The 25,930-nt window shown below is 59.0% G+C and carries 22 protein-coding genes; 15 read left to right on the forward strand and 7 right to left on the reverse strand.

Annotated elements, in window-relative coordinates:
- The first annotated feature begins 63 nt into the window (after positions 1–63).
- Positions 64–753: an ABC transporter ATP-binding protein gene (locus ACK4TM_RS09695; RefSeq protein WP_409700376.1), complete on the forward strand. Its 690-nt coding sequence runs from the start codon at positions 64–66 to the stop codon at positions 751–753.
- Positions 750–3,266 carry an ABC transporter permease gene (locus ACK4TM_RS09700; protein ID WP_409700379.1) on the forward strand — a complete coding sequence of 839 codons (2,517 nt, stop codon included), beginning with the start codon at positions 750–752 and terminating at the stop codon, positions 3,264–3,266. The genes ACK4TM_RS09695 and ACK4TM_RS09700 overlap by 4 nt, the downstream gene beginning before the upstream one ends.
- A gap of 2 nt (positions 3,267–3,268) precedes the next feature.
- Here the strand turns inward: ACK4TM_RS09700 and gltX are convergent, their stop codons facing one another.
- The gene (gene gltX, locus ACK4TM_RS09705) at positions 3,269–4,588 is read right to left on the reverse strand and encodes a glutamate--tRNA ligase (RefSeq protein WP_409700382.1); all 1,320 of its coding nucleotides are present in this window, start codon (positions 4,586–4,588) and stop codon (positions 3,269–3,271) included.
- A gap of 139 nt (positions 4,589–4,727) precedes the next feature.
- On the opposite strand from gltX, the gene ACK4TM_RS09710 reads away from it, so the two are divergent.
- Complete coding sequence (locus tag ACK4TM_RS09710) at positions 4,728–5,642, forward strand: MBL fold metallo-hydrolase (protein WP_409700385.1); 915 nt, start codon at positions 4,728–4,730, stop codon at positions 5,640–5,642.
- Here the strand turns inward: ACK4TM_RS09710 and ACK4TM_RS09715 are convergent, their stop codons facing one another.
- Positions 5,643–7,304, reverse strand: coding sequence for an NAD+ synthase (locus ACK4TM_RS09715; protein WP_409700388.1), 1,662 nt, complete (start codon positions 7,302–7,304; stop codon positions 5,643–5,645).
- Positions 7,305–7,521: 217 nt separating this feature from the next.
- Here ACK4TM_RS09715 and ACK4TM_RS09720 point away from each other — a divergent pair, with 217 nt between their 5' ends.
- Positions 7,522–8,874 (forward strand): 2-isopropylmalate synthase, encoded by a 1,353-nt coding sequence (locus tag ACK4TM_RS09720; RefSeq protein WP_409700391.1) that lies wholly within the window; start codon positions 7,522–7,524, stop codon positions 8,872–8,874.
- A gap of 4 nt (positions 8,875–8,878) precedes the next feature.
- Here the strand turns inward: ACK4TM_RS09720 and ACK4TM_RS09725 are convergent, their stop codons facing one another.
- Together ACK4TM_RS09725 and ACK4TM_RS09730 are read right to left on the reverse strand one after the other, a co-directional pair.
- Positions 8,879–10,405, reverse strand: coding sequence for a cryptochrome/photolyase family protein (locus ACK4TM_RS09725; protein WP_409700394.1), 1,527 nt, complete (start codon positions 10,403–10,405; stop codon positions 8,879–8,881).
- Positions 10,399–11,064 (reverse strand): SDR family NAD(P)-dependent oxidoreductase, encoded by a 666-nt coding sequence (locus tag ACK4TM_RS09730; protein WP_409700397.1) that lies wholly within the window; start codon positions 11,062–11,064, stop codon positions 10,399–10,401. Before ACK4TM_RS09730 ends, ACK4TM_RS09725 begins: the two co-directional genes overlap by 7 nt.
- A gap of 243 nt (positions 11,065–11,307) precedes the next feature.
- Here ACK4TM_RS09730 and ACK4TM_RS09735 point away from each other — a divergent pair, with 243 nt between their 5' ends.
- The 7 genes from ACK4TM_RS09735 (at position 11,308) to ACK4TM_RS09765 (ending at position 19,675) form a co-directional block, all read left to right on the forward strand.
- Positions 11,308–12,864 carry a 2-isopropylmalate synthase gene (locus tag ACK4TM_RS09735; protein WP_409700400.1) on the forward strand — a complete coding sequence of 519 codons (1,557 nt, stop codon included), beginning with the start codon at positions 11,308–11,310 and terminating at the stop codon, positions 12,862–12,864.
- A 290-nt stretch (positions 12,865–13,154) separates the two neighbouring features.
- Complete coding sequence (locus ACK4TM_RS09740) at positions 13,155–14,192, forward strand: rod shape-determining protein (RefSeq protein WP_409700403.1); 1,038 nt, start codon at positions 13,155–13,157, stop codon at positions 14,190–14,192.
- 22 nt (positions 14,193–14,214) lie between these two features.
- On the forward strand, positions 14,215–15,138 hold the full coding sequence (mreC, locus tag ACK4TM_RS09745) for a rod shape-determining protein MreC (protein WP_409700406.1): 924 nt from the start codon (positions 14,215–14,217) through the stop codon (positions 15,136–15,138).
- A 43-nt stretch (positions 15,139–15,181) separates the two neighbouring features.
- Entirely contained in the window at positions 15,182–15,670 is a 489-nt protein-coding gene (locus ACK4TM_RS09750; RefSeq protein ID WP_409700409.1) for a rod shape-determining protein MreD, read from the forward strand.
- Positions 15,667–17,607: a penicillin-binding protein 2 gene (gene mrdA, locus ACK4TM_RS09755; RefSeq protein WP_409700412.1), complete on the forward strand. Its 1,941-nt coding sequence runs from the start codon at positions 15,667–15,669 to the stop codon at positions 17,605–17,607. The genes ACK4TM_RS09750 and mrdA overlap by 4 nt, the downstream gene beginning before the upstream one ends.
- A complete protein-coding gene (gene rodA / locus ACK4TM_RS09760) occupies positions 17,604–18,743 on the forward strand; it encodes a rod shape-determining protein RodA (RefSeq protein ID WP_409700415.1) in 1,140 nt (379 codons plus the stop codon). The genes mrdA and rodA overlap by 4 nt, the downstream gene beginning before the upstream one ends.
- Positions 18,743–19,675, forward strand: a complete 933-nt coding sequence (locus ACK4TM_RS09765; RefSeq protein ID WP_409700418.1) for a 2-hydroxyacid dehydrogenase — start codon at positions 18,743–18,745, stop codon at positions 19,673–19,675. The genes rodA and ACK4TM_RS09765 overlap by 1 nt, the downstream gene beginning before the upstream one ends.
- 49 nt (positions 19,676–19,724) lie before the next feature.
- Here the strand turns inward: ACK4TM_RS09765 and ACK4TM_RS09770 are convergent, their stop codons facing one another.
- Genes ACK4TM_RS09770 through ACK4TM_RS09780 form a run of 3 tightly spaced genes read right to left on the reverse strand, consistent with a single transcriptional unit; the run spans position 19,725 to position 21,559 of the window.
- Positions 19,725–20,507, reverse strand: a complete 783-nt coding sequence (locus tag ACK4TM_RS09770; RefSeq protein ID WP_409700421.1) for an SseB family protein — start codon at positions 20,505–20,507, stop codon at positions 19,725–19,727.
- Between the two features lie 4 nt (positions 20,508–20,511).
- Entirely contained in the window at positions 20,512–21,381 is an 870-nt protein-coding gene (locus ACK4TM_RS09775; RefSeq protein ID WP_409700424.1) for an NAD(P)-dependent oxidoreductase, read from the reverse strand.
- A gap of 31 nt (positions 21,382–21,412) precedes the next feature.
- Positions 21,413–21,559, reverse strand: coding sequence for a hypothetical protein (locus tag ACK4TM_RS09780; protein ID WP_409700427.1), 147 nt, complete (start codon positions 21,557–21,559; stop codon positions 21,413–21,415).
- A gap of 102 nt (positions 21,560–21,661) precedes the next feature.
- On the opposite strand from ACK4TM_RS09780, the gene ACK4TM_RS09785 reads away from it, so the two are divergent.
- The 4 genes from ACK4TM_RS09785 to ACK4TM_RS09800 all read left to right on the forward strand — a co-directional run.
- Positions 21,662–22,315, forward strand: a complete 654-nt coding sequence (locus ACK4TM_RS09785) for an ABC transporter ATP-binding protein (RefSeq protein ID WP_409700430.1) — start codon at positions 21,662–21,664, stop codon at positions 22,313–22,315.
- On the forward strand, positions 22,299–23,831 hold the full coding sequence (locus ACK4TM_RS09790) for a capsule biosynthesis protein (protein ID WP_409700433.1): 1,533 nt from the start codon (positions 22,299–22,301) through the stop codon (positions 23,829–23,831). Before ACK4TM_RS09785 ends, ACK4TM_RS09790 begins: the two co-directional genes overlap by 17 nt.
- Entirely contained in the window at positions 23,831–24,664 is an 834-nt protein-coding gene (kdsA, locus tag ACK4TM_RS09795; protein WP_409700436.1) for a 3-deoxy-8-phosphooctulonate synthase, read from the forward strand. Before ACK4TM_RS09790 ends, kdsA begins: the two co-directional genes overlap by 1 nt.
- Before the next feature lie 65 nt (positions 24,665–24,729).
- On the forward strand, positions 24,730–25,930 hold a 1,201-nt coding region (locus tag ACK4TM_RS09800; protein ID WP_409700439.1), incomplete at its 3' end, for a mechanosensitive ion channel family protein.

Consider the following 25,930-nt stretch of genomic DNA (forward strand, 5'->3'; position numbering starts at 1 on the left):
AGGTTGCGCAACACGCGCATTGCACCATATCCAGTCCTAACACCGCGACCAAAGGCTGGCCCCATGACCAACCCCGTTCTGACAATCGAAGACGTTAATTTATCTCTGGACGGCAATGCGGGCCGGGTCGATATTCTGCACGACATCGTGTTGACGGTCGCGCAGGGGGAAACCTTGGGGCTGGTCGGGCCAAGCGGGTCGGGCAAATCGTCTCTCCTCATGCTGATGGGCGGGCTGGAACAGGCGACATCGGGGCGGATCATGGCGCTTGGCCAAGACCTGACAGCGATGAACGAGGACCAGCTGGCCCGCTTTCGTAGGGATCATATGGGGGTGGTGTTTCAATCTTTCCACCTGATCCCGACGATGACCGCGTTAGAGAATGTAGCGACACCGCTGGAATTGGCAGGGGTCCGGGATGCCTTTAATCGGGCAGAGGCGGAATTGCGCGCAGTGGGCCTTGGCGAAAGGATCAACCATTACCCCAGCCAGATGTCTGGCGGCGAACAGCAGCGGGTGGCGCTGGCGCGCGCCTCTGCGCCGCGGCCGCAAATCCTGCTGGCGGATGAACCGACCGGCAATCTTGATGCGACCAATGGGGCCGCGATCATCGACATGTTGTTCGATCTGCGCGACCGGCATGGTGCCACGCTGATCATGGTGACCCATGCAAATGAACTGGCCGCACGCTGCGACCGCGTGGTGCATCTGCGCGATGGCCGGGTCGATACGATGGCAAAGGCCGCAGAATGACCCTGCGGATTGCGTCCCGTTTCGCTTTGCGCGAATTGCGCGGCGGTCTGCGCGGGTTTCGCGTGTTTCTGGCCTGCCTCGCGCTGGGGGTCGCCGCGATTGCCGCTGTCGGCACGGTGCGCGCCGGGATCGAGGCCGGGCTGACTCGCGATGGTGCTGCCCTGCTGGGCGGCGATGCCGAAGTGGAATTCACCTATCGCTTCGCCCGCGACGAAGAACTGGCATGGCTGCAGAGCATCTCTGACAACATCTCGGAAACCGTCGATTTCCGCTCCATGGCCGTGGTGGACGGTGACGAAGGTGCCGAACGCGGCCTGACGCAGATCCGCGCGGTGGATGACGCCTATCCACTGATCGGTAACGTGCAGCTGGACCCTGAGATGCCCCTGGATCAGGCGTTGGCCAATCAGGGCGGCGTCATGGAACGGGTGCTGGCCGACAGGCTGGGACTCGCCCCCGGTGACACGTTCCGACTGGGTGATGCCGATTTCACCCTGCGCGCCATTCTGGAACGGTTCCCTGACAACGCTGCCGCTGGATTTGGCCTCGGGCCGCGCACGATTGTGCTGACGGATAGTCTGGAGGGATCCGGGCTGATCGTCGAAGGCACCTTGTTTTCAACGCAATACCGTCTTGACCTGCCCGATGGCGCGGATCTTGCCGTACTTGAACAGCAAGCCGAAAGCCAGTTCCGCAACGCCGGTATGCGTTGGCGCGACAGCAGGCGCGGTGCAGGCGGGGCAGAACAATTCGTCGACCGTATCGGCGCATTCTTGATCCTTGTCGGCCTGTCTGGCCTGGCGGTGGGTGGCGTTGGCGTTTCTGCCGCCGTGCGCGCCTATTTGGCAGGAAAAACCGGCGTTATCGCCACACTCAAGACACTGGGGGCAACGCGGGCTACGATTTTCCTGACCTATTTTATTCAGATCGGTGTGCTGACCTTGCTTGGCGTGACCCTGGGATTAATCCTTGGTGCAGGGCTGCCAGTGCTGTTTGCCCCCTTGATCGAGGCACGATTACCGGTGCCTGCCGTGTTCACCATCTACAGCGCGCCGCTGATCGAAGCAGCAGTCTATGGCATACTGGCAGCACTGATCTTCACCTTATGGCCCTTGGCCAAGACGGAGGATATCCGCGCTGCCACCTTGTTCCGCGATGCTTTTACCGCCTCACGTACCCTGCCCGGCTGGCCCTATCTGGTGATCATCGCCGGCTTGGTGGCTTTGTTGGTGGGTGCGGCGGTGTGGTTTTCCGGCACGCTCTTCTTGACGCTGTGGACGGCGGGCGGAATTACCGGATCGCTCATGATTCTGATCATTGCGGCCTTCGTCATCCGCTGGATTGCACGCCGTCTGCGCAATGTCGCGCGTGGCCACACCGCCTGGCGCATGGCGCTGGGGTCCATCGGGGCGCGTGGCGGTGAAGCTACATCTGTCGTGTTGTCGCTCGGCCTCGGGCTGACGGTGCTGGCAGCGGTCGGCCAGATCGATGGCAACCTGCGCACAGCATTCGCGGATGATCTGCCAGCGGTCGCCCCTAGTTACTTTTTCGTCGATATTCAGCCCGACCAGATCGACGGTTTCCGTGCGCGGCTGGACGATGATCCCGCTGTCAGCCGTTACGACAGCGCGCCGATGCTACGCGGCATCATCACCCAGATCAACGGACAACCTGCGACCGAGGTAGCGGGCGGCCATTGGGTCGTGCGTGGTGATCGTGGCATCACCTATGCCGGTGCACAACCCTCGGGGACCGAGATTACGGCCGGGGAATGGTGGCCCACGGATTACGATGGCCCGCCCCAGATCAGCTTTGCCGCCGAAGAAGGCGCCGAGATCGGCCTGCAACTGGGCGATATGCTGACCGTCAACGTGCTGGGCCGCGATATCACAGGAGAGGTGACTAGTTTCCGCAATGTCAGTTGGGAAGATGCAGGCATCGGTTTCGTGCTTGCGATGAACCAATCCGCGCTGGAGGGCGCGCCGCATAGCTGGATTTCCACCGTTTATGCTACACCAGAGGCGGAAACCGCGATCCTGCGCGATCTGGCGACGGCCTATCCCAATATCACTGCGATCCGCGTACGCGATGCGATTGATCAGGTGATCGCGCTTGTGGGCGGCTTGTCCGCTGCGACCCGCTATGGCGCGCTGATCACCCTGGTCACCGGCTTTCTGGTGCTTATCGGTGCTGCGGCCGCGGGGGAAAGGACCCGGACCTATGAAGCCGCCGTGCTCAAAACACTGGGCGCGTCGCGCGCGTCGATATTGGCCAGCTTTGCCCTGCGGTCTGCTTTGCTGGGGCTCGCGGCGGGCATTGTCGCACTTGGCGCGGGCATTCTGGGCGGCTGGGCTGTCGCGACGTTCATCATGGACACAAGCTATGTTGTGATCTGGGGCAATGCGTTTCTGATTATCGGCGGCGGCATCATGGCGTCGCTGCTGGCGGGCCTTTTCTTTGCGTTGCGTCCCTTGGCAGCGAAACCCGCGCGGGTGTTACGTGCGCGGGAATAAGATCAGGGTTTCGGCTTGCGCTGCAGCAACGGCATGACATCGGCCATTTCGGGCCCACGTTCGAGGCCCGTGACCGCCTTGCGCAGCGGCATGAACAGCCCTTTACCCTTTCGCCCAGTCGCCTCTTTCACCGCATTGGTCCAGTTTGACCATGTGTCCGCCGCATAAGGCGGATCACCCAGCAGATCGAGAGCCTCAACAACGAAATCCCGGTCTTCATCCGCGACAAGAGGCGTGGCCCCGTCACGGAACATCGCCCACCAGCCGGCGACGTCATCCAGCTTGGTGATATTATCGCGCACAAGGTGCCAAAAAGGTGCAGCCAGCGGCGTCGGCACGCCGGCCGACGCCAGGACATCGGCCACGTCAGTCGCAGACAACGTCGCCAGATAGCGCGCAGTCAGCGGGTCAAGGTCGTCGGCGTCAAATTTTGTCGGGGCTGATCCAAATTTCGAAAGATCGAACCCCGCCACAACCTCGGCCACATTGCCGCGCAGTTCGACCGGATCGGACGAACCGAGCCGGGCCATCAGCGACAGGATCGCCTGCGGGGCCACACCTTTCGCCCGCAAATCGCGCAGAGACAACGTGCCAAGGCGTTTGGACAAAGCCTCGCCATTCGGCCCGGTGAGCAGCGAATGATGCGCGAAACGCGGGACAGTACCGCCCAGCGCCTGAATGATCTGGATCTGGGTCGCGGTATTGGTCACGTGGTCGGACCCGCGCACGATATCGGTGATGCCCATTTCGACGTCATCGACGACGGATGCCAACGTATACAGGATCTGTCCGTCATTTTTGAACAGCACCGGGTCACTGACTGAGGCTGCATCAATCGAGATATCGCCAATGATCCCGTCCGCCCATTCGATCCGCTCCTGATCCAACTTGAAACGCCAATGCGATCCGCGTTCCGCGCGCAGGGCATTCTTTTCATCCTCGGACAGGTCCAGCGCCGCGCGGTCATAGACCGGCGGCTTGCCCATGTTCAGCTGCTTTTTGCGTTTCAGGTCAAGTTCGACCGGAGTCTCGAAACATTCGTAAAGACGTCCCATATCAATCAGACGCTGCTTGGCCTCATTGTAGCGGTCCATGCGGCGGGACTGGTATTCCATCCGGTCCCAAGTCAGGCCCAGCCACGTCAGATCGGCCTTAATCCCCTCGACATATTCGTCCTTGGACCGCTCAGGATCAGTATCGTCGATCCGCAGAACAAAGGTGCCACCGTTCTGTCGGGCAATCGCATAGTTGAACAGCGCCGCGCGCAGGTTGCCGATATGGATCCAGCCGGTGGGGGATGGCGCGAATCTGGTCGTGGTCATAGGTGATCTCCTGTTCGGGATTCCTTTGTCATGCTGGGCGGGTTTTGTCCATGCAACCCGGCGGTTCACGAAAGCGTGGGTTGGCGGCGGGGGTTGAGGGGCTAACTTTGCGTCACCTTAACAAAGATAGGATTTCGTCATGCTGATTTCCCGCCGTCAGGCATTGCTGTCCGGGGCTGCGCTGCCTTTGGCCGCTGCTGCTCCGTCTCTGGTGCAGGCTCAAGCTGCCGCCGCATCCACCCTGCCCACCCATCGTCATTTCACCTTGGGGGATTTTCAGGTCACGACCCTGTTGTCAGGGTCACGCCGCGTGGAAAACCCGCAGGAAATCTTTGGCATGAATGTAGATGAAGATACCTTCGCCGAAGTCAGTGCCGAAAACTTTCTGCCCACAGATGCCGCGCAGTTCTTTTTCACGCCGACCCTGCTGAACACGGGCTCAGAGTTGATCCTGTTCGATACCGGCAATGATGCAGTCGGCATCACCAGTTCGCTGGCCGCTGCCGGATATACGCCCGATCAGATCACCCATGTTGTTATCACTCATATGCATGGCGACCATATCGGCGGTCTGACCGACGAATCCGGCGCCGAAACCTTTACCAATGCTGCCTATGTGACAGGTCAGGCCGAATTCGATCACTGGGCTGGTGCCGAAAACGAAGGGTTCGAGGCCAAGGTCCGTCCCATCGCCGACAAGTTCACCTTCCTTGGTGACGGGGATGCGGTGCGTGGTGGCGTGACGGCGATGGCCGCCTTTGGCCATACGCCGGGACACATGGGGTATATGCTGGATAGCGGGAGCCGTCAGTTGCTGCTGATGGTGGACACGGCCAACCATTATGTCTGGTCACTGGCCTATCCCGATTGGGAAGTCCGTTTTGACATGGATAAGGAAGCCGCCGCCGCAACCCGCCGCAGCGTATTGGGCATGGCCGCAGCCGACCGCATTCCGCTGATCGGCTATCACATGCCTTTCCCCGGTCTGGGTTTCATCGACACCCGCGCGGATGACACGTTCCATTTTGTGCCGCATAGCTATCAGCTGATCTGATCAGCTTGGGTCGCGCCAGCGGTTGACGATCGGGTAACGCCGGTCCAGCCAGAAGGCGCGATCCGACAAGCGTGGGCCGGGCGCGGACTGAAAGCGTTTGTATTCGCTGATATAGATCAGATGTTCGATCTTTTTCACCGTCTCACGGTGATAACCCGCTGCGACACAATCCGCGACCGAGGCGTCATCATCCACCAGCATCGTCAGAATCCCATCGAGCACGTCATAGGGTGGCAGGCTGTCCTCGTCCTTTTGATCCGGGCGCAGTTCGGCTGACGGTGGCTTGTCGATGATCGCGGTCGGGATCACCTCGCCGCTTGGTCCCTCCATCCACTCGCGATGGTTGGCATTGCGCCAACGGCAAGTCGCGAAGACCCGGGTTTTATACATATCCTTGATCGGGTTATAGCCGCCCGCCATATCGCCATAGATCGTGGCGTAACCCACCGCGACCTCGGATTTATTGCCGGTGGTCAGCAGCATTTCGCCAAATTTATTCGATTGCGCCATCAGCAGCAGGCCGCGAATGCGGGACTGGATATTCTCTTCGGTCAGATCGGCGGGCAGATCGCCAAAAAGCGGCGCGAGCGCTTCTGTCACCGCAGCGCGCGGGCCTGCGATGCTGATCGTGTCATATCGGCAGCCCAGCGCCTGCGCTGCGGCCGCCGCATCATCCAAGGATCCCTGAGAGGTATATTCAGACGGCAGCATCACACAGCGCACGTTATCGGCGCTCAGCGCGTCCACGGCGATGGCGGCGACAATCGCAGAATCGATCCCCCCCGACAGGCCCAGCAGGACCTTTTTAAAACCGGTCTTGCGCATGTAATCGCGCAAGGCATGCACCATCGCACGGTAATCCTGTTCAATACTGTCCGGCATCAGCGCCTTCACTCCATCGCCTGCCGCCCACCCATCGGCGGTTTTCGTGAAATCCACATGCGCAATGGCATCATCAAAAACCGGCAGCTGCACAGCCAGTTTGCCCCCCCGGTTCAACACAAAGGACCCACCGTCGAACATCTGATCGTCCTGCCCGCCGGTCATGTTCAGATAGATCAAAGGCACATCGTTTTCGACGACGCGGGCGATCATGTTCTGCAGCCGGATCGGGAATTTGTCGCGGAAATATGGCGATCCGTTTGGAACCACCAAAATCTCTGCCCCGCTTTCCACCATGGTTTCGCAGACGTCCGGGTACCAGGCATCCTCGCAAATCGGCGTGCCGATGCGGGGGCTGTTGCCAAACGTGACGGGGCCAGAAATATCGGCGCTTTTGAACAGGCGCACCTCGTCGAAGACGTTGAAATTGGGCAGGAAATGCTTGCGGAACCGGGCGGTAATTTTACCCCCGGCCAGATAGACATAGCAATTATACAGCCGATCATCGTCGAACATCGGCAGACCGATGCCCAGCGCCGGGCCATCCGCGCAAGCCAGCGCCAGCGCGTCAAGATGGCGGGCCACATCCGCGACAAAGGCCGGTTTACGCACCAGGTCTTGGGTCTGATAGCCGGTCAGGAACATTTCCGGCAAGACCACCAGATCAGCGCCTGCCGCCTTGCCAGCGTCCCAAGCCTGCCGCGCCAATGCCGCATTGCCCGCCAGATCACCGACCGTCGGGTTCAGCTGTGCCATCGTCAGACGAAAGTTCTGTGTCATAGTTTTGTCCCAATACGCTGCCAGTCATGTAGCAGAACCACCAGCGGGGGAAAGACCATGGCGACATTTGGCAGGCATGGTCGCTTGACCGTTGTCAGCGGGCGACCCCTCTTTTAAGCTGCGCCAGACCTAGGGACCGGAGACTGCAATGATGATGTTTGGATTACCGCGTAGCATAGCGATAGCATTGCTGACGACAGCCGTTGCGGGCAGCGCTATGGCACAGACGGTCGAGACCAAGCAATATGACGATGGCGGTGTCTATGAAGGCACTTTCGTCGATGGCAGGCGCGACGGAACCGGCACCTACACTTTGCCGGACGGCTATGAATATACCGGAGACTGGGTCGACGGCGAGATCCGCGGACAGGGTGTGGCGCGTTTCGCCAACGGTTCGGTCTATGAAGGCAGCTTTGTCGCTGGCAAGCCAGAAGGTCAGGGCAAGATTACGTTCACTGATGGCGGAACCTATGAAGGCGACTGGGTTGATGGCAACATCACCGGCACAGGTATCGCGACCTATGCCAACGGCGTGATTTACGAAGGCAGTTTCCGCAATGCCATGCATCACGGCACCGGCACGATGACCAGCCCCGGCGGTTATATCTATGCGGGCGATTGGGTGGATGGCATCAAAGAAGGACAAGGCACCATCACCTATCCCGATGGCGCCGTCTACGAAGGCAGCCTGCGGGCGGGCGAACGTGACGGCACTGGTACGCTGACCATGTCGGACGGTCTGATCTATAGCGGCGACTGGGTAGGCGGACAGATCCAAGGCCGGGGTACCCTGACCCAGCCCAACGGTGATATGTTCGAGGGCGATCTGGTCGCCGGCAAGCGCGAGGGCGAGGGCCGTATTACCTATGCCAACGGCGACATCTATGAGGGAAGCTTTGTGAATGACCGCCGTGAAGGCAGCGGCACATTCACCGGGGCGGACGGCTATGTCTATACCGGGGCGTGGGCCGGCGGTCAGATGTCCGGTATGGGCGAAGTGACCTATCCCGACGGTTCGGTCTATCAGGGCAGCTTTGCCGACGATCTGGCGCATGGCACCGGCACGATCACCTATCCCGATGGGTCCACCTATGAAGGTGCCTGGAATGCAGGTGTCATCAGCGGCACTGGTGTCGCCACCTACGCCAACGGGCTGGTCTATGAAGGGGAATTCCTGAACGCCAGGAACCACGGGCAGGGCAAGATGACCTATGACGATGGCTATACCTACCAAGGCCAGTGGGCCGAGGGGCAGCGCCACGGACTTGGCCGCGCGACCTATGCCGACGGCACGGTCTACGTGGGCGAATTCGTCAACGGTCAGCGCAGCGGTCAGGGCGAGATTACGCGGCCCGACGGGTTCAGCTATGTCGGTGGCTGGCAGGACGGCGATATCAGCGGCTATGGTATCGCGACCTATGCCAATGGCGACGTGTTCGAGGGGAATTTCCTGCGCGGTCGTCCCGATGGCGAAGGCACGATGCGTTATGCATCGGGCGAGGTGGTCACCGGGGGCTGGTCCGAAGGATCACCGATTTCCGAAGAACCACAGGCTGCCCCGACTGAGTGAGGCTTCAGACAGGGTCGCCGTTATCCATCCGGGCGAGAAAATCTGCCGCCTCTGACAATATCTGTTCGCGGCGGGACGAGTCCATCTTGTCCCAGACGCGATACATGTTGCCCATCCGCGGATTGCCCTGGAACCGGTCGCGGTGACGGTCAAGGAAATGCCAATACAGCAGGTTGAACGGGCAAGCATCGGGGCCGGTCTTGTCCTGCACCCGATATTGGCAAGACCCACAATAATCTGACATCTTGTGGATGTAATTGCCGGACGAAATATAGGGTTTTGACGCGATGATCCCGTCATCGGCAAACAGGCTCATGCCGATGACATTCGGGGCCTCGACCCATTCATAGGCATCGACATAGACCGCGAGATACCATTCATGCACTTCTGCCGGATCAATTCCGGCTAGCAGCGCAAAATTGCCGGCAACCATCAGGCGCTGGATGTGATGCGCGTAGCCTTCAGTTCTGGTCTGGTCCACCGCCTTGGCGATGCAGTTCATTCTGGTCTCAGCGCCCCAGTACATGCCGGGTAGCTTGCGGTCATGACCCAGCGCATTGCGCGTGACGTAATCGGGGCCTTCACGGAAATATATGCCCCGCATATACTCGCGCCAGCCGATGATCTGGCGGATGAACCCTTCCACCGCGTTCAGCGGTGCATGCCCGTCGCGATAAGCGGTCTCTGCGGCCTGACAAACCTCAAGTGGGTCGAGCAACCCTGCATTGAGATAAAGCCCAATAAACGAATGGTAGAGATAGCGATGATCATTCAGCATCGCATCCTGAAAATCGCCGAATTTCGGCAAGCCGCCTTTGACCCAATGGGCCAGATGGCGGCGCGCCTGTCCCGTATCAGTAGCAAACCAGAATGGATGCAGGTCGCCGAAATTATTCGCGAAACGTCGGGCGACGAGGGTCAGCACATCTTCCACCGTTTCATCCGCGGTGAATTGCATCGGTCCTGAATAGTCGACGGATGCGGGGGCGGGTTTGCGGTTGTCATGGTCATAGTTCCACTTGCCACCTTCCGGCTGATCACCATTCATCAACAGGCCCGTCTTCCGGCGCATGTCGCGATAGAAATATTCCATCCGCAACTGTTTGCGCCCTTGCGCCCAATCATCAAAATCCTGATGCGATGCAATGAACCTGTCGTCAGGCAAGGAATGGGTTTTCAGCGGCATGTCCCCAAGCGCCTTGATCAGACGCCATTCACCGGGTTCGGTATAAACGATGCCGGCAGCATCAAACGCACTAGCATGTCGGATCAGTTCGCCGGTGATGGACCCGGTGTTTTCAGGATCATCCAGTTTGGTGTAAGCAACCTGCCAGCCATCATTCCGCAGGCTCTCGGCAAATTTGCGCATCGCAGCAAAGATGAAGGCGATCTTTTTGGGGTGGTGGGAGACATAGGATGCCTCGTCGCCCACCTCGGCCATGACCACGACATCGCTGGCCCGGTCGCATTTGCGAAGCGCAGAAAGGTCTGGCGACAATTGGTCACCCAGCACCAGAACCAGCCTCACCATGGCACCTCTTTTCCCGCGTAATCGTAGAAATGGCCGCTCTGCGCTGGCGTCAGCCCGGCGATTACATCCAGCAGATGCGACGCCGCTTCAGGCGCTGGTATCGTCTTGTGGCGACTTGCGTAGTCGGCGGCGAAGGGCGTGTGAACCGTACCGGGGTGCAATGCGACACAAGCGGCCTGTTTATGGCTGCGCTTCAGTTCTATCGCCGCCCCACGGATGGTCTGATTCAACGCCGCCTTGGATGCACGATAGGAATGCCAGCCACCGATATTGTTGTCACCAATGGACCCGACCCGCGCCGACAAGGCTGCGACAACCGCAGGACGGTCCTTGGCCAGCAGCCGTGGCACATGTCGCAGGATCAGCGCAGGCCCGATGGCATTCACGGCCAGAACCTGCGCCATAGTCGCAGCCGTAATCGCCGCCAGTGACTTTTCCGGACGGGCGCCTTCGGGTGCGAGAATGCCCACCGCGATAAAGATCAGGTCAAACGGGCCTTGCAGCTTCTCCAGATGCTGATCGACTGACGCTGGATCGGTGACATCAATACCCTGAATACGACGCGACAGACCCATCACCGCCACCCCGCGCCGGTCAAGTTCCTGCGCCACGGCAGCCCCGATGCCGCCTGATGCCCCGATTATCAATGCATTTTCCATAGAAGGCAGGATAGGACGCTCGCCACCTGTGACCAGCCCCCCTTCTCGCTTTGTTTCAAATACTCACTTTAACCGCTTTTCAACACGCACAGGATTTGTATAGTCATCGGCATGATCACCACGGCACAGACATTTGGCACTGCCTCCGCCCTGCTACTTCTTAGCAGCGCCTGAGCGTGCCTGCCGGCGCGACCGCTCGGATGGGACAGCGCCGGATAATGCCAAGATCAAAGGAATACCCAAATGACCAAAGATAAAGTGTTGATTTTCGACACAACCCTGCGCGACGGCGAACAAAGCCCAGGTGCGACCATGTCCCATGCCGAAAAGCTGGAAATCGCCGAATTGCTGGACGATATGGGCGTCGATATCATCGAGGCCGGCTTTCCAATTGCCTCCGAAGGTGATTTCAACGCGGTCAGCGAAATTTCAAAGCGCGCCAAAAGCTCTACCATCTGCGGGTTGGCGCGCGCGAACTACAAGGATATCGACCGCTGCTGGGAGGCAGTGAAACACGCATCATCCCCGCGCATCCATACGTTCATCGGCACCTCGCCATTGCATCGTGCGATCCCGAACCTCGACATGGACGAGATGGCCGAACGCATCCATGACACCGTGACGCATGCGCGCAACCTGTGCGACAACGTGCAGTGGTCGCCGATGGATGCGACCCGGACGGAATGGGATTACCTCTGTCGCGTCGTGGAAATCGCGATCAAGGCCGGGGCAACCACGATTAATATCCCCGATACGGTCGGCTATACGGCGCCCGAAGAAAGCGCGGATCTGATCCGCAAACTGATCGCGACGGTGCCGGGCGCGGACGACGTGATCTTTGCCACGCATTGCCATAATGACCTTGGCATGGCGACGGCTAATTCGCTAGCTGCAGTCATCGGCGGCGCGCGCCAGATCGAATGCACGATCAACGGCTTGGGAGAACGGGCGGGCAATACCGCGCTCGAAGAGGTCGTGATGGCCCTGAAAATCCGTGGCGATATCATGCCCTATGAAACCGGGATCGATACGCGCAAGATCATGAACATCTCGCGCCGCGTCGCCACGGTGTCGGGCTTTGCGGTGCAGTTCAACAAGGCCATCGTCGGCAAAAATGCCTTTGCCCATGAAAGCGGTATCCATCAGGACGGGATGCTCAAGAACGCCGAAACCTTCGAGATTATGCGCCCCGAAGATGTGGGCCTGTCCGGCACCAGCCTGCCATTGGGCAAACATTCGGGCCGGGCGGCCTTGCGCGCAAAGTTGTCGGCGCTGGGGTTTGATCTGGCCGATAACCAACTCAACGACGTCTTCGTGCGGTTCAAGGATCTGGCGGATCGCAAGAAAGAGGTCTTTGACGATGACTTGATGGCGCTGGTCTATCAGAACGACAGCGGCGAAGACCGGATTAAGCTGACGTCGCTGCGCGTCGTCTGTGGCACTGATGGCCCGCAGCAAGCTGATATGGTGCTCAATATCGACGGGGCTGATGTGAAGACGACAGCCACCGGCGATGGCCCCGTGGACGCGACCTTCAACGCGGTCAAAGCCTTGTTTCCGCATGCCGCGCGCTTGCAGTTGTATCAGGTGCAGGCCGTGACCGAAGGCACCGATGCGCAAGCCACAGTGCTCGTGCGCATGGAAGAAGAAGGGCGCATCGCCACCGGCCAATCCGCTGATACCGACACCGTGGTTGCCAGCGCCAAGGCGTATATCAATGCGATCAACCGGCTGTTGGTACGGCGCGAAAAGTCCGCGCCCGGACATGACACCAAAGGCGTCAGCTACAAAGATAGCTGAAAGCAGCCGACTCACCCATGCTCAGGGCGGTTCCGGAAACGGGGCCGCCTTTTTGCCTTACCAGGATCAGGGAAAGAGGCCATTAGCCAATTATGTTGAAAAAGTGATATATATATTTCTTTTCAGGAGAAAATATAGTGACTAAAATTGCAAAATGACAACAGGCATGATGTTGCCAAAATGCCTGAATTGGAGGGCTTCTATCCGCAAGCGCATGTCTCTATAACACCATGCAACCGGGCGCAGCGGGACGGCGCAACAGCGTGATTTGCAGATAGGATAACCACCGCATGTTTGGCTTGGGTGCGATTTTTTCGTCGGATATGGCAATCGATTTGGGTACGGCCAACACATTGGTTTACGTCAAGGGACGGGGCATAGTGCTGTCCGAGCCGTCGGTTGTGGCGTATCAGGTCAAGAACGGCGTGCGCAAAGTGCTGGCCGTCGGCGAAGATGCCAAGCTGATGCTTGGCCGCACACCCGGCAGTATCGAGGCGATCCGCCCGATGCGCGACGGCGTCATCGCCGATTTCGACACTGCCGAAGAGATGATAAAGTATTTCATCCGCAAGGTGCACAAGCGGTCCACCTTCAGCAAACCCAAGATCATCGTCTGTGTGCCGCATGGCGCGACCCCTGTCGAAAAACGTGCGATCAGGCAGTCTGTTCTGTCCGCTGGCGCGCGACGGGCCGGGCTGATCGCGGAACCGATTGCGGCTGCTATCGGTGCGGGCATGCCGATCACTGACCCGACCGGGAATATGGTGGTCGATATCGGCGGCGGCACGACTGAGGTCGCGGTGCTGTCATTGGGCGATATCGTCTATGCACGATCAGTCCGCGTTGGCGGCGACCGGATGGATGAGGCGATTATCAATTACCTGCGTCGCCAGCATAACCTGCTGATTGGGGAATCCACCGCAGAACGCATCAAGACAAGCATCGGCACTGCCCGTATGCCTGATGATGGCCGCGGCCAGTCGATGATGATCCGGGGCCGCGACCTGCTGAACGGTGTCCCCAAAGAGACGGAGATCAATCAGGCGCAAGTGGCCGAAGCGCTTGCCGAACCTGTTCAGCAGATCTGTGAAGCCGTGATGACAGCGCTGGAAGCCACCCCGCCCGATCTGGCGGCAGATATCGTGGATCGCGGCGTGATGTTGACAGGTGGCGGCGCGCTGCTTGGGCAATTGGATCTGGCTCTGCGCGAACAGACGGGCCTAGCGATTTCGGTCGCGGATGAATCGCTCAATTGTGTGGCTTTGGGCACTGGCCGCGCGCTGGAATATGAAAAACAACTTCGCCATGTGATAGACTACGATAGTTAATCAAGCCAAAGGATCTTTGCCCTTGGCACGCGACAAGACCAGCGCTGACTTTTTCGCCCCCGTCCGCAGATTGCTGGTGGGGGTGTTGGTGTTGGCGCTTTTGAGCGTTTTCGCGGTCTGGCGGGTAGACAGCCCCCGCGTTGAGCGTTTTCGCATCACGGTGATTGACCGGGTCTTGCCCGGCTTTGACTGGGTGATGACCCCGATCCATGGAATCGCGAGCCTGATTGTCGATTTTCAAAGCTATCAGCGGTTGGCGGCGCAAAATCAGGACCTGCGCCGCGAATTGCAGCAGATGAAAGCATGGCGGGAGGCGGCGTTGCAGCTGGAACAGGAAAACGCCAAGCTTCTGGATTTGAACAACGTACGGCTTGATCCGAAACTGACATTCGTGACTGGCGTGGTGATAACGGACAGCGGGTCCCCGTTCCGGCAATCAGTGCTGCTGAACGTTGGTGCGCGCGACGGGATCACCGATGGCTGGCCCACGATGGATGGGATCGGGCTGGTCGGCAGGATCGCCGGGGTCGGCCGCGAAACCAGCCGGGTGCTGTTGTTGACTGATACTTCGAGCCGTATTCCGATCACCATTCTGCCATCGGGGCAAAGGGCGATCCTGTCCGGTGACAGCACCTTGAATCCGCTGATTGAGTTTCTGGAAGACCGTGCCGTGGTGCGCCCCGGCGACAGGGTCGTGTCATCGGGCGATGGCGGCGTGTTTCCTGCTGATCTTCTGGTGGGTCAGGTCGCCCTTGGCACTGACAATAGGTTGCGCGTAAGGCTGGCCGCGGATTACCAGCGTTTGGAATTCCTGCGCGTGCTGCGCGCCCAGCCACATGAAGTCATCAATGACCCCGGTCGGCTGTTGACGCCCGAACCCGAATTTTATGGCCCGGCAGCGTTGAACCCGGGCGCTCTGCCTGACCCGGACGCCGCGGATGGTTGAGATTGCAGAGGCAAAAACCTGGATTAATCGCGCGGTATTCATCATGCTGGCTTTTATCATCATGGCGATACACCTTGTCCCGTTGGACCAGCGCCCCGCCACATGGGCACCGCCCGATATCTTACTGGCGATGACCTGTGTCTGGGTGGCAAGACGGCCAGATTACGCGCCCGTCTATATCGTTGCAGCGCTATTTTTCGCGACCGATCTGTTTTTCCAGCGACCTCCGGGACTTTGGGCCGCGTTGGTTGTATTGTTGACCGAGGCGATACGCAGGCGGCATCTCGATATGCGCAGCATGCCATTTCTTGCCGAATGGGGGTTTGTGACCTTGGGACTGGTTCTCATTACATTGGCGAACCGGCTGGTCCTTGCTATCGTCCTGACACCGCAGGCCCCACTTGGTCTGACGATGATGCAGCTGGGTGGAACAATCCTGATCTACCCAGTGGTTGTCGTTGCGGCACATTTTCTGTTTGGCGTGGTGCGCCCCGCACCCGGCGATATGCGAAAGATTGGACAGCGCCCATGAAACGGCCCGCGAAAGATATCATTCAAAGCACCCGCACCATCGGTCGGCGCGGGTTGGTTGTGGGTGGCCTGCAACTGGGGATCATGGGTGCCATTGGGTTCCGGCTGCATGACATGCAGGTCGAGCAAGCCGACCAGTACCGCATGCTTGCCGAAGAAAACCGGATCTCAATGCGTCTGCTGCCGCCTGCACGGGGCATGATCTTTGACCGCAACGGTTTGGCGATTGCGGCGAACGAACAGAATTACCGCGTCGTGATGGTGCGCGAGGATGCGGGCGACATCGAACAAGTGATGGCCCGCCTGCGAGAGATTATCGACATTTCACCCGAGGACGCCGCCCGCGCGATCGAGGAAATGCGCCGCCGCGCACCTTTCGTCCCTGTCACGATTGTGGAACGGGTGTCATGGGATGACGTCGCCCAGATCAATCTGAACACCCCTGTGCTGCCCGGCGTACAGGCAGAAGTCGGCCTGAGCCGTTTTTACCCGATGGGCGAAGATATGGCGCATGTGGTGGGCTATGTCGGGCCAGTCAGCGACTATGATCTCAGCCAGATTGAAAATCCCGACCCTCTGCTGCAGATCCCGAAATTTGAATATGGCAAGACCGGTGCCGAAAACCGTCTGGAAGAACAATTGCGCGGCGCCGCCGGGAACCGCAGGATCGAGATCAGCGCTGCGGGCCGGATCATGCGTGAACTTGACCGTCAGGAAGGGATACCCGGCAAGGATATCCAACTGACCATCGACGCCCGGCTGCAATCCTATGTGCAGGCGCGCCTTGAAGGCGAATCCGCGAGCGCTGTGGTGATCGACCTTGAAAACGGTGATCTGCGCGCTGTGGTATCGTCGCCAACATTCGACCCCAATATGTTCGTACGCGGCATTTCAGTCGCCGACTGGCGCGCTTTGAACGAGAACAAGTATCGCCCGATGGCGGCAAAGGCGGCACAAGGCACCTATCCGCCAGGTTCAACCTTTAAAATGGTCACCGCCATGGCAGCCGTAGAGGCCGGGGTCATCGGCCCGGAAGATACGGTTTATTGCCCCGGCCATGCCGATGTGTCCAATATCCGGTTCCATTGCTGGCGGCGTGGCGGTCATGGCAACATGAACTTGCACGAAGCCATGAAGCAGAGCTGCGATGTCTATTTTTATGACATTGCGCAGCGGGTTGGCATCGACAAAATTGCCGAAATGGCCCGCCGTCTGGGGCTCGGCGAACGCCATGATCTGCCTTTGTCAGCGGTGGCCACCGGGATTGCACCAGATCGCGCGTGGAAAACCAATGTGCGCGGCGAAAGCTGGCGGATCGGGGATACGGTCAATGCGTCGATCGGGCAAGGCTATGTGCTGACGTCACCTTTGCAACTGGCGATCATGACCGCGCGGATCGCAACCGGTCATGCGGTGAAACCGCGCCTCGTCCGTCTGTTCGATGGCGTCGAACAGCCCGGCGGTCTGGGCGAGCCTTTGGGAATAAATGAAAACCTGCTGCGCCGGGTGCGCGCCTCGATGGACGCGGTCATGAATGAAACCCGTGGCACCGCTCATGGGTCACGGATCGTGGCCGAAGGCCGCAAGATGGCGGGCAAGACCGGTACCAGCCAGGTGCGCCGGATCACCAGCGAAGAACGTGCCGCAGGTGTGATCCGCAATGAGGATCTGCCGTGGGAACGCCGCGACCATGCGCTGTTTGTCGGCTATGCGCCGCTGGACAATCCGCGCTATGCCGTTTCGGTCGTCGTGGAACATGGCGGCGGCGGATCGGCGGTCGCGGCCCCTGTAGCGCGCGATATTCTGCTGCAGGCGCAATACGGCGGCACGCCGCCGCTCGAGGCTTATCCAAGTAATCTGCGCGATCAGATCGCTGAGCAGCAACGCCGCATTGCCGAACGTATCCCCGCCGGGATGCGCAGCGAAGGCCGCGCATGAGCTATCTTGAGTACAACACGAAATCTGTGCCCGGCGGATTTCGCAAGCTGCTGTATCTTAATTGGCCGCTTATCATGCTGCTGTCGGCGGTATCCTGCGCTGGATTTTTGATGCTTTATTCGGTGGCAGGCGGTTCGGTCACGCCCTGGATGGAGCCGCAGATGAAACGCTTTGCCTTGGGGCTGGTGGTGATGATCGCCGTTGCGATGGTGCCGATCTGGTTCTGGCGCAACATGTCTTTCGTCGCTTTTGGGGGATCGGTTCTTCTGCTCGTGGGTGTCGAATTCGTTGGGGAGGTCCGGATGGGCGCACAGCGCTGGATTGATCTTGGTTTCATGCGCCTGCAACCGTCCGAGCTGGCCAAGATCACTTTGGTGATGTTTCTGGCAGCCTATTATGACTGGCTGCCACTGGACCGCAAGTCTCATCCATTCTGGGTAATGCTTCCGGCGATCGTAATTCTTTTGCCAGTTGCGCTGGTGCTGCAGCAACCCGACCTGGGCACGGCATTGTTGCTTTTGATGGGCGGCGGCGCAGTCATGTTCCTGGCGGGCGTGCACTGGGCCTATTTCGTCACGATCATAGTCGCTGGGGTCAGCGCAATTGTTGCGGTGCTTCAAAGCCGCGGGACACCATGGCAAATCCTGCAGGATTACCAGTTCCGCCGGATCGACACATTTTTGGACCCCAGCAATGATCCTTTGGGCGCAGGGTATAATATTACGCAAGCCAAGATCGCGCTGGGGTCGGGCGGCTGGACGGGCCGCGGTTTCATGCAAGGAACCCAGTCGCGGCTGAACTTTCTGCCTGAAAAACACACCGATTTTATCTTTACAACCCTTGCCGAGGAATTCGGCTTTGTCGGCGCGGTCACTCTGCTGTCGCTTTATGCGTTGATCATCATCTTCTGCATTGCCTCCGCGCTTACCAACAAGGACCGTTTTGCGTCCTTGCTCACCTTGGGAATTGCTGTGACATTCTTTTTATTCTTTGCCGTGAATATGGCGATGGTGACAGGTCTTTTGCCCGTGGTTGGCGTGCCGCTGCCACTGGTCAGCTACGGCGGATCGGCCATGCTTGTGCTGATGGCCGCGTTCGGGCTCGTGCAAAGCGCCCATGTCCACAGGCCACGCTGATGCTGAAAGTTCTCTTTTCCGCCAGACCCAAAGCCTGGGATGAATATCACGCCCCGCTTGAGGCTGCCTTTGCCGCCGCCAATCTGGATGTGGATCTGTCACGGCACCATCCGCCGGGTGAAATTGATTATATCATCTTCGCTCCCAACGGGCCGGTGACGGATTTCGCACCCTACACCAGAACCAAGGCGGTGCTCAGCTTGTGGGCGGGGGTAGAAACGGTGGTGGACAACCCCACTCTGACCCAACCCTTATGCCGGCTCGTTGATACCAGCTTGACGCAAGGCATGGTGGAATGGGTGACAGGCCATGTATTGCGCCATCATCTGGGGATGGATGCCCATATCCATGGACAAGACGGCATCTGGCGTGATCAGGTCAGCCCGCCGCTGGCCACGAAACGCCCCGTCACCATTTTGGGGATCGGCGCATTGGGGGCTGCCTGCGGGCAGGCGCTAAGAGACCTGGGCTTTCCCGTCACCGGCTGGAGCCGGTCAGCCAAGGATGTTCCGGGCCTACGCTGCCTGCACGGCGATGACGGTTTGCGTGAGGCATTAACCGGCGCCCAGATCGTGATCCTCTTGTTGCCGCAGACGCCCCAGACCGCAGAGATATTGAATGCCGAAAGGCTTGCCTTGCTGGCAAAAGGTGCTTTTGTCATCAACCCCGGTCGCGGGCCGTTGATTGACGATGCGGCGCTTTTGCAATCTTTGAATTGCGGACAGATCGCGCATGCCACGCTAGATGTGTTCCGCATTGAGCCTTTACCTGCGGACCACCCGTTCTGGGCGCATCCGCAGGTGACGGTCACCCCCCATATCGCTGCAACCACCCGCGCTGAAACTGCGGCGCAGATCATCGTCGACAATATTCGCCGTGGCGAGACGGGACACCCTTTTCTGAATGTCGTTGATCGTGGATTGGGGTATTAGGGTAAGGGTGCTGCGTGAAGTGCATTCAAGCGTGGGGAATACGAAAGTCCTACCGCAACTTAGGCGGCTTGGCAGGGTCCATGCCGGGGGCCGTAGGACTGTAGGGCGCAGTAAGTTCAGGTTGGGGCAGATCAAAGCGCAGGCCGACCTTCGCCAGACGGGCGGCCATCGGATCGCTGGCGCGCAGGAACAGAACATCCATCACGCCCGCCTCGATCCCCGAGAAAGTCAGCGCCTCGCCTGCGGCAGAGGCCAGCGCCTTTTCGGCACCGGGGGCGGCATCAACGAAGGCAAGCACATGGCCCTGCACGCCGTTGTCATATGTCGCCGCCACCAGATAGGCGGTTCGCGCCAGCCCTCCTGCAATGGCGAGCTTGCGGTCCAGCCCCGTCACCACGCTTTGCGGCAGGTGCCGCGGTGCGGAAATAGAGGCGATGCGCGCCTCTGTCTCTGACGGCGCATGAGAAAGGGTTCGCGCAAGCCAATCCACGGCGTCGGCAGGAATCAACATGGCAGAGGGCGCGACTTCTAGGTTCAGCCCCAGCCCGACGCCCTGCCCTGCCAGCATTTGCACCAACGCGCGTCCCGGCAAAGCAGCATAAGGGGCGGCGCGACCGACAAAATCAGCCAACCTTTCTTCGCGGTCAAAGATCAGCGCGAATTTGCCGCCTTCCACATCGAAAAGCGCGGGTTTGATCTGATCATCTTCGGCCTCTTCCCCAAGGAGCAGGAACATCTCGCTGTCAGCCAGCCGTTCGTAAAACCGCAGGCGGGCGGCATCGTCATCGGGTGCCGCTTCCATTGCCGCATGGGCGACATCAAGATCAGTCATCTGATCACAAAGCCTGCAAACGTTTGAACAAGGCCGATGTGTCCCAGCGCCCACCGCCCATTTTCTGCACATCCTTGTAGAATTGATCGACCAGTGCCGTAACCGGGAGGCTCGCGCCATTTTCATCCGCTGTATCGAGGCAGATACCCAAATCCTTTCGCATCCAGTCGACAGCAAAACCATGGGTAAAATGATCGTCCAGCATCGTCTTATAACGATTGTTCATCTGCCAGCTGCCTGCGGCGCCCTGGCTGATCACCTCGATCACGGCATGGCCGTCAAGGCCCGCCTTGTCAGCGAAATGCATCGCCTCTGACAGGCCTTGTACGAGACCAGCTATGGCAATCTGGTTGCACATCTTGGTCATCTGACCCGCACCGCTGTCACCGATCCTGCGGGCGAGTTTGGCGTATACCTCAATCACCGGGCTGATCTGGTCGTAATGCGCCTGATCGCCGCCACACATGATCGAAAGTTGCCCATTTTCGGCACCGGCCTGTCCCCCCGATATCGGCGCATCGACAAATCCCAGCCCCTTGTCCCCAGCCGCCACATAAAGTTCGCGCGTCACCTTGGCGGAAACCGTGGTATGATCGACAAAGATCGCGCCGTTGGACATCTTGCTGAAAGCCCCTTCCTGTCCTGTACAAACCGCGCGCAGATCGTCGTCATTGCCGACGCATGCCAGCACGATCTCTGCCCCGTCAGCCGCTGCGGCCGGCGTATCCGCCGCGCGTCCACCATGCTGCGCGACCCAGGCATCCGCCTTTGCGCGGGTCCTGTTATAGACAGTCACATCGTGACCTGCCGCCGCCAGATGCCCAGCCATTGGATAGCCCATCACGCCGAGCCCAAGAAAAGCGAGTTTTGTCATATCATTGGTCCTGTTTTGCCACGATCTGGAATTAGTTTTCTGCCACTGGTGTCAAGCAGATGAAGCTTTTATCACCCCGCACCATCGCACACTGCAGCAGAAGGGCAAGACCGGCACCGATCCAGCCATGCTCGCGCTGCCAGAGGTTCTTGTCATTGTCGTTGTAATACTGCCTCATTTCAATGATATAATGTGAATATGGCACCATAGTCAGGGTCTGTTAATTTCTTATCTGCCACCATGCGTCTGATCCCGATCGGGGCGCATCCACAGGATACACATGCTGGAATTTGCAAATGTCAGCAAATCTTTCTGGACCGGCACGCAGCGCAAGGTGATCCTTGATCGCGTGTCCTTTCGTGTGGAACTAGGCAATTCGCTGGGTATTCTGGCCCCGAACGGTACCGGAAAGACAACATTGATCAACATGATGGCCGGGCTGGAAAAACCTGATGAGGGTACGATCACCCGCAAATGCCGCATTTCCTTTCCGTTGGGTTTCATGGGCGGCGTCATCAACAAGCTCAGCGCGATGGAAAACAGCCGCTATATCGCGCGGATCTACGGGCTTGATCCGGACTATGTAGAGGCGTTCTGCCGCTGGCTTTGCGGGATCGAGGAATATTTCGACATGCCCGTGGGCACGTATTCCAGCGGTATGAAACAGCGGTTTACCTTTGCGTTGATGCTGGCACTGGAATTTGACATCTACCTCATCGACGAAGGCATGCCGAGCGCGACTGACGTGGAATTCAACCGCAAGGCAGGCGATATTCTGCGCGAGAGACTGGAAACAACCACGATTATCATTGTGTCGCATCAGGCCGCGACATTGGAACGATTTGCCCGGTCCGCCGCGGTGCTGCGCAACGGTCAGCTTTATATGTTTGACACTCTTGAAGAGGCAAAGGCGCTTTATGACTATCAAGCCTAAGGTCCAGAGGTTCCGAATCCGGCGTCCCGGCGACGAAAATACGGTGTCCGGACCCCTGCCGCAGACCGCCAGCGAAACACCGAAGACCAGCCTGCAAGTCCAGCTTGACGCCATCGCGCAAGAGGGTTTGACCGCGCGTCAGCTGCGTCTGGCGCGGCGCGTGGCGCAAAAGCAAGGGCTGATCGTGGGGTCGGACTATGATGCTGTCCGACAACTGCGGCTGGCCGGGGTCGATCCGTTCAAACGTCAGACGGTGCTTGAACTGGTGCAGCCGAAAGGCAAGCCCGAGGAACGACTCCAGTTGCCAGAAACAATTGCCCGGCCCGAATCCTTGCCACAGGCCAAGGCGATCCAACGTGCCAACAAGAATGCATCGGAAATCATCCGAATCCAGCGTGACATCGCAAGGCGGCGGCGGCGCAAACTGGCGCTGCTTGTTACACGGCTTGCCATTTTTATCATGCTTCCAACCTTTCTGGCTGGCTATTATTACTACGCGGTCGCAACGCCGATGTACGCCACCAATTCCGAAATCGTTATTCAGCAGGCCCAGCCGCAACAGGGGGCGACTGGATTTTCTAACATGTTCCAAGGCACGTCGATGGCGACCCAGCAAGACAGCATCGCCGTGCAGTCCTATCTCGCATCACGAGAGGCGATGCTGCGTCTGGATGCGGATCACGGATTCATCGCCCATTTCAGCGATCCCGCGATAGACACGATCCAGCGGCTTCCCCCCGACGCGACGAATGAGGATGCGTTCAAGGTCTTCAAACGCCACGTCTCGATCAGCTATGACCCGACCGAAGGACTGATCCGGATGGAGGTGATCGCCGCCACCCCCGAAAAGGCGTATGAGTTTTCAGAGGCGCTGATCGGGTATGCCGAAGAACAAGTGGATCAGTTGACCAGCCGTCTGCGCACCGACCAGATGAGCGGGGCACGCGAAAGCTATGAAGCGGCAGAAAGACGACGCGCCGAAGCCTTGGCCACCTGGCTCGCCATTCAACAAGAGGTGCAGCAAATTGATCCGGTCAGTGAGTCGGCCAGCCGCCTGGGACAGATCGCCACCTTGGAAAGCGAACGCCAAAGGCTGGAGCTGGTGTTGCAATCTCGGCTGAATGTGGACCGGCCCAGCGCCGTGCAGGTCCAGACCTTGCGCGACCAGATCGCCAATATCAACGGCCTGATCAATGATCTGCGGGCTGACCTTATTGGTGATGAAACTTCGCCAGGCTCGATGGCCGCGCGCAATACCGAACTGTTGACCGCGGAAGAAAACTATACTTTCCAGACCATTATGGTGCAGCAAGCCCTGACCCAAATGGAAACGGCCCAGATCGAAGCGAACCGTCAGGTCCGCTATCTGTCGCAAAGCGTGCGCCCGGTTCTTCCTGATGATGCATCCTATCCCCGGGCCTTTGAAAATACGTTGTTGGCGTTTTTTATTCTTTCAGGAATCTATCTGATGATCTCGCTTACGGCATCCATTCTTCGTGAACAGGTCAGCTCTTGATGCATGAAATAAAAATCGGAAAACTGAAGGTCAGCAACGACCTACCCCTGCTATTGATCGCTGGTCCCTGCCAGTTGGAAAGCATGGATCACGCCCAGATGATCGCTGGGCACATGGCCGAGCTATGTGCAAAACATGGGGCGCAATTCGTCTTTAAGGGCAGCTATGACAAGGCGAACCGCACCTCACTCGGCGGTAAGCGCGGGCTTGGGATCGACGCTGGATTGAAGGTCCTGCAGTCGGTAAAGGACAGTATAGGCTGCCCGGTGCTGACCGATATCCACAGTGTCGATCAATGCGCCACAGTCGCTAGCGTCTGCGACGTCCTGCAGATCCCCGCGTTCCTGTGTCGTCAGACCGACCTATTGATCGCGGCCGGTGAAACAAATGCCGTGATCAATATCAAAAAGGGGCAGTTTTTAGCGCCTTGGGACATGCCCAATGTCGTGGCCAAGATCGAAAGCACGGGCAACCGGCGCATTCTGGTGACGGAACGTGGCACGTCTTTCGGGTATAATACCCTGGTCGCAGATATGCGCGCATTGCCGACCATGGCACGGTTGGGCTATCCGGTGGTGATGGATGCGACCCATTCGGTCCAGCAACCGGGTGGACAAGGCGGATCATCCGGGGGGCAGCGCGAATTTGCGCCCGTGATGGCGCGCGCGGCTGTGTCGCTGGGGATCGCGGCGGTCTTTATCGAAACGCATGAAGACCCGGATAACGCGCCCTCTGACGGGCCAAACATGATCCCGCTTGACCGGATGGATACGCTGGTCAGAACCCTGATGGGCTTTGACGCGCTGGCCAAGGCGGACCCGATCCGCGTTTAGCGAATGGGGCTTTCCCTACGGCGGAGTGGCTTTTAACCTCTGTCCTGACTGTCAGGAGTAACCGCATGCGTATGCTATTTCTATGTTTGCTGATGCTCGTGGCTGTGCCCCCAGCCTTTGCACAGGATGCCACTGGCATAATCACGACGCAAAACACTGCCTTGCAGGATCAGGCCATCGCCACGCGGATGCGCGAAATCCTCAATGAATTGGGCGATTACGATGATGTCGTCGTGGCCGTCAATGAAGGGGTGGTCACGCTGCGCGGCACAACGACATCCATGGCCGAAGCTCTTGCACTGCAACCGCTGGCTGCGCGGATCGAAGGGGTGGTCGCCGTGCGCAACGAAGTGACCGAAACGACAGACATCGCGCGCCGCCTGAACCCCGCGGTGAGCCGGTTCACAGCACGCGCTGAACAATTCCTGATATTTCTGCCGCTGGCATTGATCGCAGTTGTGGCGTTCGGGGTGGTCGTCCTGGCGGGTTTTGCTGTCGCGCGGATGAAACAGCCATGGGAACGGCTGGCGCCAAATACCTTCGTCGCAGAAGTCTATCGGCAATTGGTACGGGTCCTGTTCATCGTGATCGGCATGGTGGTCGCGCTGGACATCGTCAACGCGACGGCCTTGCTTAGCACCATTCTGGGTGCCGCAGGGATCATCGGCCTCGCCTTTGGCTTTGCCGTGCGCGAAACCGTGGAAAATTTTATTGCCTCGGTCATGCTATCGTTCCGGCAACCGTTCCGGCCCAACGACACCGTAGAAATCAACGGCGATCAAGGTAAGGTGATCCGATTAACCAGCCGCGCCACGATCCTTTTGTCGTTTGACGGCAATCATATCCGCATCCCGAATGCGACGGTGTTCAAAAGCCGGATCATCAATTTCAGCACCAATCCCGAACGACGGTTCCGCTTTTCCATAATGGTCGAACGCGAGGTCGACCTGCATGCCACAACAACGTTGATAAACCAGACAGTGCGATCTTTGCCCTTCGTCTTGGCAGACCCCAAAAGCCAAACCTGGATCGAGACGCTGCACCCGAATGGTGTGGAATTGATCGTCACTGGCTGGGTCGACCAGAATGCCACTTCGATCGCGCTGGCAAGGGGCGAGGCGCTGCGCCGGGTCAAGCTCGCGATAGAAGCAGCTGCCGATGCGGTCGCCGATGCCGCGCAAGGTGAAAACCGGGTGCCAGAGCCACCGGAGCCCTCCCGCCAGCCCGCCGAAGCCACCGGTGCCGGGGAGGTTGATGCCACTCAGG

Origin of the sequence: Yoonia sp. (genome assembly GCF_046292185.1) — a bacterium.
Taxonomy (GTDB): Bacteria; Pseudomonadota; Alphaproteobacteria; order Rhodobacterales; family Rhodobacteraceae; genus Yoonia.

What these genes read in the sequence shown, in the direction of transcription:
- ACK4TM_RS09695 (WP_409700376.1), top strand. Translation starts at nt 64, where the DNA reads ATGACCAACCCCGTTCTGACAATCGAAGACGTTAATTTATCTCTGGAC.
- ACK4TM_RS09700 (WP_409700379.1), top strand. Translation starts at nt 750, where the DNA reads ATGACCCTGCGGATTGCGTCCCGTTTCGCTTTGCGCGAATTGCGCGGC.
- gltX (WP_409700382.1), bottom strand. Translation starts at nt 4,588, where the DNA reads ATGACCACGACCAGATTCGCGCCATCCCCCACCGGCTGGATCCATATC.
- ACK4TM_RS09710 (WP_409700385.1), top strand. Translation starts at nt 4,728, where the DNA reads ATGCTGATTTCCCGCCGTCAGGCATTGCTGTCCGGGGCTGCGCTGCCT.
- ACK4TM_RS09715 (WP_409700388.1), bottom strand. Translation starts at nt 7,304, where the DNA reads ATGACACAGAACTTTCGTCTGACGATGGCACAGCTGAACCCGACGGTC.
- ACK4TM_RS09720 (WP_409700391.1), top strand. Translation starts at nt 7,522, where the DNA reads ATGGCACAGACGGTCGAGACCAAGCAATATGACGATGGCGGTGTCTAT.
- ACK4TM_RS09725 (WP_409700394.1), bottom strand. Translation starts at nt 10,405, where the DNA reads ATGGTGAGGCTGGTTCTGGTGCTGGGTGACCAATTGTCGCCAGACCTT.
- ACK4TM_RS09730 (WP_409700397.1), bottom strand. Translation starts at nt 11,064, where the DNA reads ATGGAAAATGCATTGATAATCGGGGCATCAGGCGGCATCGGGGCTGCC.
- ACK4TM_RS09735 (WP_409700400.1), top strand. Translation starts at nt 11,308, where the DNA reads ATGACCAAAGATAAAGTGTTGATTTTCGACACAACCCTGCGCGACGGC.
- ACK4TM_RS09740 (WP_409700403.1), top strand. Translation starts at nt 13,155, where the DNA reads ATGTTTGGCTTGGGTGCGATTTTTTCGTCGGATATGGCAATCGATTTG.
- ACK4TM_RS09750 (WP_409700409.1), top strand. Translation starts at nt 15,182, where the DNA reads ATGCTGGCTTTTATCATCATGGCGATACACCTTGTCCCGTTGGACCAG.
- mrdA (WP_409700412.1), top strand. Translation starts at nt 15,667, where the DNA reads ATGAAACGGCCCGCGAAAGATATCATTCAAAGCACCCGCACCATCGGT.
- rodA (WP_409700415.1), top strand. Translation starts at nt 17,604, where the DNA reads ATGAGCTATCTTGAGTACAACACGAAATCTGTGCCCGGCGGATTTCGC.
- ACK4TM_RS09765 (WP_409700418.1), top strand. Translation starts at nt 18,743, where the DNA reads ATGCTGAAAGTTCTCTTTTCCGCCAGACCCAAAGCCTGGGATGAATAT.
- ACK4TM_RS09770 (WP_409700421.1), bottom strand. Translation starts at nt 20,507, where the DNA reads ATGACTGATCTTGATGTCGCCCATGCGGCAATGGAAGCGGCACCCGAT.
- ACK4TM_RS09775 (WP_409700424.1), bottom strand. Translation starts at nt 21,381, where the DNA reads ATGACAAAACTCGCTTTTCTTGGGCTCGGCGTGATGGGCTATCCAATG.
- ACK4TM_RS09780 (WP_409700427.1), bottom strand. Translation starts at nt 21,559, where the DNA reads ATGAGGCAGTATTACAACGACAATGACAAGAACCTCTGGCAGCGCGAG.
- ACK4TM_RS09785 (WP_409700430.1), top strand. Translation starts at nt 21,662, where the DNA reads ATGCTGGAATTTGCAAATGTCAGCAAATCTTTCTGGACCGGCACGCAG.
- ACK4TM_RS09790 (WP_409700433.1), top strand. Translation starts at nt 22,299, where the DNA reads ATGACTATCAAGCCTAAGGTCCAGAGGTTCCGAATCCGGCGTCCCGGC.
- kdsA (WP_409700436.1), top strand. Translation starts at nt 23,831, where the DNA reads ATGCATGAAATAAAAATCGGAAAACTGAAGGTCAGCAACGACCTACCC.